This is a genomic window from Pseudomonas sp. SR18 (assembly GCF_023701505.1).
GTDB lineage: Bacteria > Pseudomonadota > Gammaproteobacteria > Pseudomonadales > Pseudomonadaceae > Aquipseudomonas > Aquipseudomonas cyclaminis.
Map to the genome: position 1 here is coordinate 194629 of NZ_JAMQAU010000002.1, position 13520 is coordinate 208148.

At 61.5% G+C, this 13520-nt stretch carries 12 protein-coding genes and 1 pseudogene; 10 read left to right on the forward strand and 3 right to left on the reverse strand.

Annotated elements, in window-relative coordinates:
* The first annotated feature begins 45 nt into the window (after positions 1 to 45).
* From spoT to NDJ82_RS04795, 4 genes and pseudogenes are all read left to right on the forward strand, one after another.
* Positions 46 to 2151 (forward strand): bifunctional GTP diphosphokinase/guanosine-3',5'-bis pyrophosphate 3'-pyrophosphohydrolase, encoded by a 2106-nt coding sequence (spoT, locus tag NDJ82_RS04780; RefSeq protein WP_032884411.1) that lies wholly within the window; start codon positions 46 to 48, stop codon positions 2149 to 2151.
* Between the two features lie 25 nt (positions 2152 to 2176).
* Positions 2177 to 2557, forward strand: coding sequence for a deaminase RidA (gene ridA, locus NDJ82_RS04785; protein ID WP_003176922.1), 381 nt, complete (start codon positions 2177 to 2179; stop codon positions 2555 to 2557).
* A gap of 56 nt (positions 2558 to 2613) precedes the next feature.
* On the forward strand, positions 2614 to 3357 hold the full coding sequence (locus NDJ82_RS04790; RefSeq protein ID WP_250925011.1) for a hypothetical protein: 744 nt from the start codon (positions 2614 to 2616) through the stop codon (positions 3355 to 3357).
* A gap of 94 nt (positions 3358 to 3451) precedes the next feature.
* Positions 3452 to 4023 (forward strand): annotated as a pseudogene (locus NDJ82_RS04795) (transposase).
* 115 nt (positions 4024 to 4138) lie between these two features.
* Here the strand turns inward: NDJ82_RS04795 and NDJ82_RS04800 are convergent.
* Complete coding sequence (locus tag NDJ82_RS04800; protein ID WP_250925012.1) at positions 4139 to 4996, reverse strand: SDR family oxidoreductase; 858 nt, start codon at positions 4994 to 4996, stop codon at positions 4139 to 4141.
* A 188-nt stretch (positions 4997 to 5184) separates the two neighbouring features.
* On the opposite strand from NDJ82_RS04800, the gene exbB reads away from it, so the two are divergent.
* From exbB to NDJ82_RS04830, 6 genes are all read left to right on the forward strand, one after another.
* The gene (gene exbB / locus NDJ82_RS04805; protein ID WP_112192764.1) at positions 5185 to 6153 is read left to right on the forward strand and encodes a tonB-system energizer ExbB; all 969 of its coding nucleotides are present in this window, start codon (positions 5185 to 5187) and stop codon (positions 6151 to 6153) included.
* Positions 6154 to 6159: 6 nt separating this feature from the next.
* A complete protein-coding gene (gene exbD, locus NDJ82_RS04810; protein ID WP_032884416.1) occupies positions 6160 to 6585 on the forward strand; it encodes a TonB system transport protein ExbD in 426 nt (141 codons plus the stop codon).
* On the forward strand, positions 6582 to 7331 hold the full coding sequence (locus NDJ82_RS04815; RefSeq protein WP_250925013.1) for a TonB family protein: 750 nt from the start codon (positions 6582 to 6584) through the stop codon (positions 7329 to 7331). Before exbD ends, NDJ82_RS04815 begins: the two co-directional genes overlap by 4 nt.
* A 142-nt stretch (positions 7332 to 7473) precedes the next feature.
* Entirely contained in the window at positions 7474 to 8394 is a 921-nt protein-coding gene (locus tag NDJ82_RS04820; RefSeq protein ID WP_003213305.1) for a hydrogen peroxide-inducible genes activator, read from the forward strand.
* Between the two features lie 8 nt (positions 8395 to 8402).
* Entirely contained in the window at positions 8403 to 10478 is a 2076-nt protein-coding gene (gene recG, locus NDJ82_RS04825; RefSeq protein ID WP_112196885.1) for an ATP-dependent DNA helicase RecG, read from the forward strand.
* A 77-nt stretch (positions 10479 to 10555) separates the two neighbouring features.
* On the forward strand, positions 10556 to 11956 hold the full coding sequence (locus tag NDJ82_RS04830; RefSeq protein ID WP_191946694.1) for an aminoacyl-tRNA deacylase and HDOD domain-containing protein: 1401 nt from the start codon (positions 10556 to 10558) through the stop codon (positions 11954 to 11956).
* 115 nt (positions 11957 to 12071) lie between these two features.
* On the opposite strand, the gene NDJ82_RS04835 is transcribed toward NDJ82_RS04830, so the two are convergent.
* Both NDJ82_RS04835 and tagQ read right to left on the reverse strand, forming a co-directional pair.
* The gene (locus NDJ82_RS04835) at positions 12072 to 12449 is read right to left on the reverse strand and encodes a helicase (RefSeq protein WP_072435248.1); all 378 of its coding nucleotides are present in this window, start codon (positions 12447 to 12449) and stop codon (positions 12072 to 12074) included.
* A gap of 124 nt (positions 12450 to 12573) precedes the next feature.
* Positions 12574 to 13503, reverse strand: a complete 930-nt coding sequence (gene tagQ, locus NDJ82_RS04840; protein ID WP_250925014.1) for a type VI secretion system-associated lipoprotein TagQ — start codon at positions 13501 to 13503, stop codon at positions 12574 to 12576.
* Positions 13504 to 13520: the final 17 nt, after the last annotated feature.

The following is a 13520-nucleotide window of genomic DNA, read 5'->3' on the forward strand; positions in this document are numbered from 1 at the left end:
ACGCAGCACGGCGCGGGGTCAAAGCCTTCGGCAGGAGTTCACATCTTGCCGAGCATAGACGCCCTCGCCGATCGCTTATCGACCTACCTCGGCCCCGACCAGGTCAACCTGGTACGCCGAGCGTATTTCTACGCCGAACAAGCCCACGACGGCCAACGCCGCCGTAGCGGTGAGGCATATGTCACCCATCCTCTTGCGGTGGCAAATATTCTCGCTGACATGCACATGGACCATCAGAGCCTGATGGCCGCGATGCTGCATGACGTGATCGAAGACACCGGCATCGCCAAGGAAGCGCTCAGCGCGCAATTTGGCGAAACCGTGGCCGAACTGGTCGATGGGGTCAGCAAACTGACCCAGATGAACTTCGAGACCAAGGCCGAAGCCCAGGCGGAAAACTTCCAGAAGATGGCCATGGCCATGGCCCGGGATATCCGGGTGATCCTGGTCAAGCTGGCCGACCGGCTGCACAACATGCGCACGCTGGAAGTGCTGTCCGGCGAAAAACGCCGGCGCATCGCCAAGGAAACCCTGGAAATCTACGCGCCCATCGCCAACCGGCTGGGCATGCACGCCATTCGTATCGAGTTCGAAGACCTCGGCTTCAAGGCCATGCACCCGATGCGTTCGGCGCGCATCTACCAGGCGGTCAAGCGCGCCCGTGGCAATCGCAAGGAAATCGTCAACAAGATCGAAGAGTCGCTAAGCCACTGCCTGGCGATCGACGAGATTGAGGGCGAGGTCAGCGGCCGGCAGAAGCACATCTACGGCATCTACAAGAAGATGCGCGGCAAGCGTCGGGCCTTCAACGAAATCATGGATGTGTACGCATTCCGGATCATCGTCGACAAGGTCGATACCTGCTACCGCGTGTTGGGCGCTGTACATAATTTGTACAAACCCCTGCCGGGCCGCTTCAAGGACTACATCGCGATTCCCAAGGCCAACGGCTATCAGTCACTGCATACCACGCTGTTCGGTATGCACGGCGTGCCGATCGAGATCCAGATCCGCACCCGCGAAATGGAAGAGATGGCCAACAACGGCATCGCCGCCCACTGGCTGTACAAATCCAGCGGCGACGAGCAGCCAAAAGGCACCCATGCCCGCGCTCGCCAGTGGGTCAAAGGCGTGCTGGAAATGCAGCAACGTGCCGGCAACTCCCTGGAATTTATCGAAAGCGTGAAGATCGACCTGTTCCCGGACGAGGTCTATGTGTTCACGCCCAAAGGCCGGATCATGGAGCTGCCCAAAGGCTCCACGGCGGTCGACTTTGCCTACGCCGTGCACACCGATGTGGGCAACAGCTGCATCGCCTGTCGGATCAATCGTCGTCTCGCCCCGCTGTCTGAGCCGCTGCAAAGCGGCTCCACCGTGGAGATCGTCAGCGCACCGGGTGCACGCCCGAACCCGGCATGGCTCAACTTCGTGGTTACCGGCAAGGCGCGCACGCACATTCGTCACGCCCTCAAACTGCAGCGTCGCTCCGAGTCCATCAGCCTCGGCGAACGCCTGCTGAACAAGGTACTCAACGGCTTCGACAGCGCCCTGGACAAAATCCCGCAGGAGCGCGTGCAAGCGATGCTCCACGAGTATCGCCAGGAAACCGTCGAGGACCTGCTGGAAGACATCGGCCTGGGCAACCGCATGGCCTATGTCGTCGCTCGCCGCCTGCTGGGCGAAGGCGAGCAGTTGCCAAGCCCCGAAGGCCCGCTGGCGATTCGCGGCACCGAGGGCCTGGTGCTCAGCTATGCCAAGTGCTGCACGCCAATCCCGGGCGACCCGATTGTCGGCCACCTGTCCGCAGGCAAGGGCATGGTCGTGCACCTGGACAACTGCCGCAACATCACCGAAATCCGTCACAACCCGGAAAAATGCATCCAGCTCTCATGGGCCAAGGATGTCACCGGCGAATTCAACGTCGAGCTGCGCGTGGAGCTGGAACACCAGCGCGGCCTGATCGCCCTGCTGGCCAGCAGCGTCAACGCGGCCGACGGCAATATCGAAAAAATCAGCATGGACGAACGCGATGGTCGCATCAGCGTGGTCCAACTGGTGGTCAGCGTTCACGACCGCGTGCACCTGGCCCGCGTGATCAAGAAGCTGCGCGCCTTGACCGGTGTGATCCGCATCACCCGCATGCGTGCATAACCCACCCTCTTACAAGGAGTCATTCATGACCAAGACTGTTATCACCAGCGACAAGGCCCCGGCGGCCATCGGCACTTATTCCCAGGCGATCAAGGCGGGCAACACTGTCTACATGTCCGGCCAGATCCCGCTGGACCCGAAGACCATGGAACTGGTGGAGGGCTTCGAAGCACAGACCGTGCAGGTCTTCGAAAACCTCAAGTCTGTAGCCGAAGCGGCGGGCGGTTCGTTCAAGGACATCGTCAAGCTGAACATCTTCCTCACCGACCTGAGCCACTTCGCCAAGGTCAACGAGATCATGGGCAAATACTTCGAACAGCCTTACCCAGCCCGCGCCGCCATCGGCGTTGCGGCCCTGCCAAAGGGCGCACAGGTTGAGATGGACGCGATCCTGGTCATCGAGTAAAACACCCGGCGCAGCCTTCACAGGCCGCGCCGACTTCGTTTTAAAAGGATTTCATGATGCGCAAAGCGCTTGTAGCCACTTCGTTGCTCGCCCTGATGCTCGGCGGCTGCGCCAGCAACCCGGCCGACCTGGATGTGAGCGGCACCTGGATCAACCAGGTCGCCATCGATGCGGCAGCCAAGGGCGGCCCTTTGCGTGAAGCACTGCAGAGTTTTGGCCCGAACCTCGAATGGGAGGTCAATTCCAAGGCTGCGCAGGCGCGCTACTACAACGGTTTTGAAGTTGCCGAAGGCAAGCTGCTCGGTGAACAATCCGGCGCCTGGAGCGTGGATTTCTACGGCAGCTCCGCCACTGAACTCAAGCGCAAAGGCAAGCAGCTGCTGCAAGTGGCCAACGACAACGAGCCCGAACAGCTATTTGCCCGCGCCAAAGACCCCGCCCCTGAAGGTGCGCCACTGGGCGCGAACGTCGAACGCGCACTGTATGCGGCCTATATGGGCGGCGACTGGAAAATCACTGACGGCTTCGGCAACGGCGCCACGGTGCAGTTTCAGGCTGACGGCAAAGTCGCAGGCTTACCGGGTGTCGACCGGTACTCGCTGTGCCTGGCAGGTGATTGCGCTTCAATGAGCGGCGGCTACGACAGTATGTGGCTGCAACTCAACGGCGTGGGCAATCCATGGATTTTTGTCCGCAAAGGCAAACAGCTGGAAATTTTCCAGGCAGTCAACACCGCACAGGCCGACGAAGTACCTTCGTTTACACCTGGGCCACGACAGTGGCTGCTGGAAAAACCGTAAAAAAGGAGCCCTCGCAGACTGTGTGAAAACCTAGCAATCTGCGCAGAGCTCAAAGAAAATGCTCCGTATCGAAAGATACGGAGCATTTTTCGTTATGGCGTACATCCAGGGCGAATCTCACAGCCAGACCAGCCTGTTCCCGGTCTCGCTGGAAGAACTGATCCCCGAGGATCACCTCGTTCGAGTCATAGACTTCTACGTGGCCAAGCTGGATCTGGTGCAGTTGGGGTTCGATAAGGCGTTGCCCAAAGGCACCGGTCGCCCCTCTTATGATCCTGCCGATCAGCTAAAACTCTATCTCTACGGCTATTTCCAGCGAAAGGTGATCGGATCTATCAGGCCGCCGTCGACGACTGCGCCAACTGCGCGCTGAAAGCGCAATGCACTGGAGCCCAGCGTCGTTATGTCTCACGACATGCCCATGAAGAGGCTTTCGAGCGGATGGAGCAAAGGATGCAGGCGCATCCTGAGATGATGGCCAACCGAAGATCCATCGTTGAGCACCCCTTCGGCAACCTCAAACAGTGGCTATTGGGTAATGGTCGTTTCTTGCTGCGGCAACTTGAGGGGACGAAAGCTGAAATGGCCTTGGCGGTGAATGCCTACAACCTGAAACGAGCGATTAACGTGCTCGGGGCCCGCCAACTGATGGCGCTAATGGGCTAGAAGGCCTTTTTTCGCCTGTCGCCGGCATAAAAACAAACGCCCCGAACGAGTCGGGGCGTTTGTTGGGCCGGCCTTCAGTGCGTTTTCACACAGTCTGCCCGGGCTCCTTTTTCAGTTAGCGCTTTCCTTCAAGGATTGCAGCATAGCCTTCACGAAAGCTTGGATAGGTCGGTTTCCATCCCAATGCCTTGACCCGGGCATTGCTGCACTGCTTGCTGCCCGCACGCCGCACGCTGGCGTCTTCGGACCATTCGGTCACACCCAGGTACTCGCGCAACCAGTCCACCACTTCGGCCAGTGGCGCAGGCGCGTCGTCCACACCGATATAGACCTTGTCCAACGACCCACCCTGTTCCACATGACGCAACAAAAACGCCAGCAAGCCCGCCGCATCATCCGCGTGAATGCGGTTGCCATATAAAGGTGGGTCGATTGCTACGCGATAGCCTTGGCGAACCTGGGTCAGCAGCCACTCGCGGCCGGGGCCATAAATGCCGGTCAGGCGCACAATGCTGGCTGGGATGCCGCTATTGAGCGCGACCTGCTCAGCCTCCAGCATCACCTGCCCGGAATACCCCTTCGCTTGAGTCTGCGACGTTTCGTCGACCCACTCGCCATTCTGCTGTCCGTAAACACTGCTGCTGGATACAAACAGCAGGTGCTTCGGCACTTGGCCGTAATCATCCAGCCACTCCAACACATGTTTCAGTCCTTGTACGTAAGCGGCGCGATAACCGGCTTCGTCGTGATCCGTGGCGGCAGCGCAATACACCAGGTAATCCACTCCGCCGATGGGCCAGGTGTCAGGACAATCTTTGTTGAACAGGTCGCCGGCAATGCCGATCACGCCGTCGGGCAGACGCGAAATATCGCGGCGCAGGCCATGAACCTCCCATTCCCAGGCCAGCAATTGGCTAGCCAGGCGACTACCCACATCGCCGCATCCGGCAATCACAACAGAAGGTGCGGACATCACAAAACTCCATTCTCAAAGGTCTAGATTAGCCTTCTCGGCTGACCAGCGGCCAGAAAAAGTCCAAATAAAGTTACTGTATTACTTCTGTTAACAAGAATTACTTGCAATAATGACCACCCATTTGTCCTCGGCCGTTTAGGGTCTGGTAGGACGATCACTCATTTTTCCTCTCAGGTCCGGCCAGCATGACACGTAATACAACCCCCGCTTCGCCAACCCCGTCCCGCGCCTGGCGCGCGATTGCAGCGCTGGTGTTCAGCGTATTGCTGGCACCGACCGCCGCATTCGCTGATGCCACCGCCCCGGCCACCCCGGCTGCCGCCGAGCACAACGCTACAGCCCCGGCCGCTCCCGCTGCTGCGCCAGCCGCCACCGACCCGGCCCTGGCTGCAGCCCCTGCTGCCGCCGACGAAACCGGCGTAGTACTGGAAGAAGACAACACGCTGGGCATGGCCCACGACCTTTCCCCATGGGGCATGTACCAGAACGCAGACGTCGTGGTGAAAGCCGTGATGATCGGCCTGGCCATCGCCTCGATCATCACCTGGACCATCTGGATCGCCAAAGGCTTCGAGCTGCTGGGTGCCAAGCGTCGTCTGCGTACTGAAATCGTCCACCTGAAAAAAGCCGCCACCCTCAAGGAAGCGAGCGAAAGCGCGACCAAGAAGGGCACCCTGGCCAACACCCTGGTGCACGACGCGCTGGAAGAAATGCGCCTGTCGGCCAATACCCGCGAAAAAGAAGGCATCAAGGAGCGCGTTGCATTCCGCCTTGAGCGCCTGGTTGCAGCCTGTGGCCGTAACATGAGCAGCGGCACCGGCGTCCTCGCCACCATCGGCTCTACCGCACCGTTCGTCGGCCTGTTCGGCACCGTGTGGGGCATCATGAACAGCTTTATCGGCATCGCCAAAACCCAGACCACCAACCTCGCCGTCGTTGCCCCAGGCATCGCCGAAGCCCTGCTGGCAACCGCCCTGGGCCTGGTTGCGGCAATTCCTGCGGTGGTGATCTACAACGTCTTCGCCCGTTCGATTGCCGGCTACAAAGCCCAGGTATCGGACGCGTCGGCAGAAGTCCTGCTGCTGGTCAGCCGCGACCTCGATCACCTGCCTACCGAGCGCAGCTCGCAACCGCACATGGTGAAAGTGGGGTAATCGGCCATGGGCCTGCATTTGAATCAAGGCGACGATGAACTCGTCGAGAACCACGAAATCAACGTCACGCCGTTTATCGACGTCATGCTGGTACTGCTGATCATCTTCATGGTCGCCGCACCCTTGGCCACCGTGGACATCAAGGTCGATCTGCCCGCGTCCAGCGCAAAGCCTGCGCCGCGGCCTGAGAAGCCGGTGTTCCTCAGCGTCAAGGCAGACCAACGCCTGTTCCTGGGCGAAGAAGAAGTCAAAGCTGAAACCCTGGGCCAGGTGCTCGACGCCAAGACCCAAGGCAAGAAAGACACGACGATCTTCTTCCAGGCCGACAAGGGCGTGGACTACGGCGACCTGATGAGCGTGATGGATGCCCTGCGGGCAGCCGGCTACCTCAAGGTAGGCCTGGTCGGACTTGAGACGGCAGCCAAGAAATGATCACGACGCGCCACAAACTGACGCGTTATGGCACCAGCCTTGCCGTCGTGCTGGGCGTGCATGCCGTCGCGATTGCTATCGCGCTTCATTGGTCGGCGCCGCACACCGTGCAGTTGCCACCGGCCGCCATGGTCATTGACCTGGCGCCGATGCCTGCGCCGCCGCCACCGGCCCCGCCGAAAGTGGTCACGCCACCGCAACCGCCTGCACCGGTGGAAGAGTTGCCTTTGCCGAAACTGGCCGAGGCACCCAAGCCAACGATCCAGGTGCCCAAGCCGGTCAAGCCCAAGCCCAAACCTCAGCCGCCCAAGCCGGTAGAGAAAAAAATCGAGCCGCCCAAGGAGAAACCTTCCGAGGACCCGCCGAGCGATGCTCCACCGACCAAAGCGCCAGCCGAAAAATCGGCCCAGCCGGTTCCAGGCCCGTCGCCGCAGCAGATTGCAGCCAAGGCATCCTGGGAAGGCACGCTGCTGGCGCATCTGCAGAAGTACAAGAAGTACCCGCCAGGAGCCCAGGCGCGTGGCAAGGAAGGCCTGAACCGCCTGCGCTTCGTGGTCGATGCCGAAGGCAATGTGCTGTCCTACGAGTTGGTGGGCCGCTCCGGCAACGCCGACCTGGACCGTGCAACCCTGGACATGATCCGTCGTGCCCAGCCACTGCCCAAGCCACCGGCCGATATGGTGAAAAGCGGCAGTGTCGAGATCGTTGCACCGTTTGTGTACAACATCGAGAAACGTCGCCGCTGAAAATGACTGTGGCAAGGGGCAACCCTTGCCACACTCAGCAAAATCCTCTGCATTCCCCGCTCAATCCCCAACAAACTTCTGATAACGTGCGTCTATCGATTGCAGCCGGTATGCTTGGCCCGCAACCTCATGGACGCCCGCTATGACTCTTACAGAATTACGCTACATCGTTACCCTCGCCCAAGAGCAGCACTTCGGCCACGCGGCCGAGCGTTGCCACGTCAGCCAGCCGACGCTGTCGGTGGGCGTGAAAAAGCTTGAAGACGAACTCGGTGTGCTGATTTTCGAGCGCAGCAAAAGCGCCGTGCGCCTTACGCCCGTGGGCGAAGGCATCGTTGCCCAGGCCCAGAAAGTCCTGGAACAAGCGCAAAGCATTCGCGAGCTGGCCCAAGCCGGCAAAAACCAGCTGACCGCACCGCTGAAAGTCGGCGCCATCTACACCGTCGGCCCTTACCTGTTCCCGCACTTGATCCCGCAACTGCACCGCGTCGCGCCGCAGATGCCGCTGTATATCGAAGAGAACTTCACCCACGTGCTGCGCGACAAACTGCGCAACGGCGAGCTGGACGCGATCATCATCGCGCTGCCGTTCAACGAGGCCGACGTGCTGACGCTGCCCCTCTACGACGAGCCGTTCTACGTGCTCATGCCCGCCTCCCACCCGTGGACGCAGAAAGACACCATCGACGCCGGCCTGCTCAACGACAAGAGCCTGTTGCTGCTCGGCGAAGGCCACTGCTTCCGCGACCAGGTGCTGGAAGCCTGCCCGACGCTGACCAAAGGCAACGACGGCGCCAAGCACACCACCGTGGAATCCAGCTCCCTGGAAACCATTCGCCACATGGTTGCGTCCGGCCTGGGCATTTCGATCCTGCCGTTGTCGGCGGTGGACAGCCATCACTACGCCCCCGGCGTGATCGCAGTGCGCCCGCTCACACCGCCGGTGCCGTTCCGCACGGTGGCAATCGCCTGGCGTGCGAGCTTCCCACGGCCTAAAGCGATTGAGATCCTCGCCGACTCGATCCGCCTGTGTTCGGTGGCCAAGCCGCCTGCTGCGAGCTAAGCAACGGTATGACAGAGCTGTCGCAGGTGTCGGTGACGGCACTCAAGGGTGTCGGTGAAGCCATGGCCGAGAAACTGGCCAAGGTCGGCCTGGAAAACCTCCAGGACGTATTGTTTCACCTGCCCCTGCGTTATCAGGACCGTACCCGCGTGGTGCCCATCGGCCACTTGCGCCCAGGGCAAGACGCGGTAGTCGAAGGCACCGTCAGCGGCGCCGACGTGGTCATGGGCAAGCGCCGCAGCCTGGTCGTGCGCCTGCAGGACGGCACCGGCGGCCTGAGCCTGCGCTTCTACCATTTCAGCAACGCGCAGAAGGAAGGCCTCAAGCGCGGCACGCGCGTGCGCTGCTATGGCGAAGCCCGGCCCGGCGCCTCAGGCCTGGAAATCTACCACCCGGAATACCGCGCGATTACCGGCGACGAACCGCCGCCGGTGGACACCACCCTCACGCCCATCTACCCGCTAACCGAAGGCCTGACCCAGCAACGCCTGCGCCAGCTGTGCACGCAGACCCTGACGATGCTTGGCCCGCAAAGCCTGCCCGACTGGCTGCCACTGGAGCTGGCTCGCGACTATCAACTGGCACCACTGGACGATGCGATTCGCTACCTGCATCACCCGCCGGCCGATGCCGATGTCGACGAATTGGCCCTGGGTCACCACTGGGCCCAACACCGCCTGGCCTTCGAAGAATTGCTCACTCATCAGCTGTCCCAGCAACGCCTGCGCGAAAGCATGCGTTCCCTGCGCGCCCCGGCGATGCCCAAGGCCACGCGCCTGCCTGCGCAGTACCTGGCCAACCTCGGGTTTGCGCCAACCGGCGCCCAGCAACGTGTCGGCAATGAAATCGCCTACGACCTCAGCCAGAAAGAACCCATGCTCCGGTTGATTCAGGGCGATGTGGGCGCAGGCAAAACCGTGGTCGCCGCCCTCGCCGCCTTGCAGGCGCTGGAAGCCGGCTACCAGGTCGCATTGATGGCACCCACCGAGATCCTCGCCGAGCAGCACTTCATCACCTTCAAGCGCTGGCTCGAACCCCTGGGCCTGGAAGTCGCGTGGCTGGCCGGCAAACTCAAGGGCAAGAACCGCGCAGCGTCACTGGAGCAGATCGCCGGCGGCGCACCGATGGTGGTGGGCACCCACGCGCTGTTCCAGGACGAAGTGAAGTTCAAGAACCTGGCCTTGGTGATCATCGACGAACAACACCGCTTCGGCGTGCAGCAGCGCCTGGCCCTGCGCCAGAAAGGCGTGGGCGGCCGGATGAACCCGCACCAGCTGATCATGACCGCCACGCCGATCCCGCGCACCCTGGCCATGAGTGCCTACGCCGACCTCGATACCTCGATCCTCGACGAACTGCCGCCCGGCCGCACCCCGGTCAACACCGTGCTGGTCACCGACACCCGGCGTGTCGAAGTGATCGAGCGGGTACGCGGCGCGTGTGCCGAAGGGCGCCAGGCTTACTGGGTGTGCACGCTGATCGAAGAGTCCGAAGAACTCACCTGCCAGGCTGCCGAGACCACCTACGAGGACCTCACCAGCGCCTTGGGTGAACTCAAGGTGGGCCTGATCCACGGGCGCATGAAGCCCGCCGAAAAAGCCGCTGTGATGGCTGAATTCAAGGCCGGCAACCTGCAACTGCTGGTGGCCACCACGGTGATCGAAGTCGGCGTAGACGTGCCCAACGCCAGCCTGATGATTATTGAAAACCCCGAGCGCCTGGGCCTGGCGCAACTGCACCAACTGCGCGGCCGCGTCGGTCGGGGCAGCGCCGCCAGCCACTGCGTGCTGCTGTATCACCCGCCGCTGTCACAGATCGGCCGCCAGCGCCTGGGCATCATGCGCGAGACCAACGACGGGTTTGTCATTGCCGAAAAAGACCTCGAACTGCGCGGCCCAGGCGAAATGCTCGGCACCCGCCAGACCGGCCTGCTGCAATTCAAAGTCGCCGACCTGATGCGCGACGCCGACTTGCTCCCCGCCGTGCGCGATGCGGCGCAAGCCCTCATGGAACGCTGGCCGGATCACGTCAGCCCGCTGCTCGATCGCTGGCTACGCCATGGGCAGCAATACGGCCAAGTGTGACGCCTGACTCACTTAAGCGACCTACAGGTGTATCAAGCTGGTTATACTTCGGTGACTGTACGAAATTGGATCAGGCCATGTCAGAAGTTGCCCTCGCCACAGCCCCACTGACCGCCCCGCCGGTCATTCGGGCTCTGCTCGCAAAACTCGCCATCCCCTACACGGAAGTCGCAGAACACCCTGGCCTGAATCCTGCGCGCAAGGTGCAGGCCGTGCTGCTGGAAGACGCGGTGGGCGCACTGATGGTGCTGTTCCCCCAGAACCAGTTGCTCGACCTCAACCGCCTCACCGAACTCACCGGTCGCCGCCTCATCGCTGTGTCGCCGGATCGCGTCAAACGCATGCTGGACAAGCATGAGCTGAACCTGCTGCCAGGCCTGCCGGCACTCACAAGTTCGCCGTGCCTGTACGAAGACAGCCTGCTCAATGAGCCAAGCCTGCTGGTGCACTCCGGCGAAGCCGGCCTGCTGCTGGAAATCGCCAGTGACGCTTTCAAGACCATGCTCACCAAGGCGAGCGCCGCGCAGTTCGGCGAGCCGCTGAGCAAAATCCGCCCGAACCTCGACCGCCCCAATGATGACCGCGAGGAAATCACCCAGGCGATGCAGGCGTTCACCGCCCGCCGTATCCAGCAGCGCCTGGAAGCGACCATCGAGATTCCACCGCTGGCCGACACGGCGCAGAAGATCATCAAGCTGCGCGTCGACCCCAACGCCACCATCGACGACATCACCGGCGTGGTCGAAACCGACCCAGCCCTGGCCGCCCAAGTGGTGAGCTGGGCGGCGTCGCCGTATTACGCGTCGCCAGGCAAGATCCGCTCGGTGGAAGACGCCATCGTACGGGTGCTGGGCTTTGACCTGGTGATCAACCTGGCACTGGGCCTGGCCCTGGGCAAGACCTTGAGCCTGCCCAAGGACAACCCGCACCAGGCCACGCCGTACTGGCACCAGTCAATCTACACCGCCGCCGTGATCGAAGGCCTGACCCGCGCCATGCCCCGCGCCCAGCGCCCCGAAGCCGGCCTGACCTACTTGGCCGGCCTGCTGCACAACTTCGGTTACCTGCTGCTGGCTCACGTGTTCCCGCCGCACTTCTCGCTGATCTGCCGTCACCTGGAGGTCAACCCGCACCTGTGCCATAGCTACGTGGAACAACACCTGCTGGGCATCAGCCGTGAGCAGATCGGCGCCTGGCTGATGCGCTACTGGGACATGCCGGACGAACTGTCCACCGCCCTGCGCTTCCAGCACGATCCGACCTACGACGGGCAGTACGCCGAGTATCCGAACCTGGTGTGTCTGGCGGTGCGTTTATTGCGCAGCCGGGGGATTGGCTCCGGGCCGGACGAGGCCATTCCGGATGCGCTGCTGGAGCGCCTGGGCCTGACCCGCGACAAGGCTGAGGAAGTGGTCGGCAAGGTGCTGGATGCCGAGGTGCTGTTGCGCGAGTTGGCCTCGCAGTTCAGCCAGCCCTGAATCTGGCGCCTGTCAGATAGCTATCGGGGGCAAGCCCCCTCCCACATTTGGAATGCATTCCCCTGTGGGAGGGGGCTTGCCCCCGTTGAATCCAACTCGATTTTACTGAAAAACCTCAACTCTTCTTTTTCTTCGGCTTCAGATACTTGGTCAACCCCTGGAACCAGATCACCAGCGCCGGGTTGCCCTTGATCTGGATCGACTTGTCCTGAATCCCCGTCATGAACGCCAGTTGCTTGTTCTTCGCCTGCATCGTGGCGAAGCCGTAGGCCGCATCTTTAAACGCAATGGCGAACGCCGGCGCAGGATGAACCCCTGAGCGGCTGGTGATGCGCTGGTCTTTGACGATGAAGTGACGGGCAACCTTGCCGTCGAGGGTCTGCAACTGGAACGCCAGGTCTTTATCACCCAACTGTTGCTGGAAGGCAGGATTGGTGCGACTGGCTTTGCCCATCATCAGGCCCAGCACCCACAGCAGAAGACGAAATTTCATGCACACGGCCTCGGTGTAATTATTAAGTGGCCGCAGCAGTTTAACGATTTGCAAAAAGAACGCCACCGATCTAGCGCATTAGCGGAAGATCGGCTGGCGTTTGACGCTTATAGCAGCATGTTAGTTAAACGTTCGGGCAAGGTACCGGCGCCCAGTCGGCCAGGTTTGGATCGCGGCAGGTGCCTTCGATCTGAGTCTTACCGGCGCTGGCGACCTTCTTGCTTTCATCTTGCTTGGTTTGGGCGGTCTGGAAGGTTTTCTCGGTGGAAACCGCTTCAGTCGGTACGGTTGGCAGTGGTGGCTTCTTCGGCGGCTTGATACCGGTGCCTTTCTTCTTGTTGGCTGGCGTCACGGCAGGTGCTGCATCGGCCTTGGCCACGGTGACCACGTCGGCACGCTGCACGCCCACTTGTTGCAGGTCTTTCTCGTAGGCCTGGGTGTAGTTGTTCAGGTCTTCGGCAGCTTTGCCGTTGACCGCAACGATCAGGTCATTGGACTCCTTCAGGCCCGAGACGATTTCCGCCAGGCGTTTGCGGCCTTCGGTGTCGTTGACGGTCTTGGCCTTGCGATCAGACACCAATTTGGTGAATGCGCTCTGGTAGCACTGCTGGGACGCCTTGGCGTACGCGGTGCTGCGATCGATGTCGGAGGCGCTTTTGTTGACGTCAGCCGCGTACGAGGCAATGCGCTGGTTGTCATCGGCGATCTGCTTCTGACGCTCGGTGTAATAACCCGCCGCGCCGCCCGCCAGGGCGCCGCCGGCTGCGCCAATGGCGGCATTACGGCCACGTTTTTCCTTGTCACCGGTCAGGGCGCCGAGCAGGGCACCGCCGGCTGCGCCGATGGCCGCACCGGTGACGACCGACTTGGTCATGTTCGAATCGGTGGCACGCAAGTGCTGCACCGGCTCGTAGCAGTTGGGGTAGTACTCGACCTTGGTGCTGGACGCGACCTTGGAGGCCGGCGATGTGGCGCAACCTGTCAGCACGGTGCTGAAGCCAGCGGCAATCAGCAGTAGGTGACGCTTGGAAACCGCCTTACGGGAAAAAAGCATAAGTTGTGTTCTCTTCT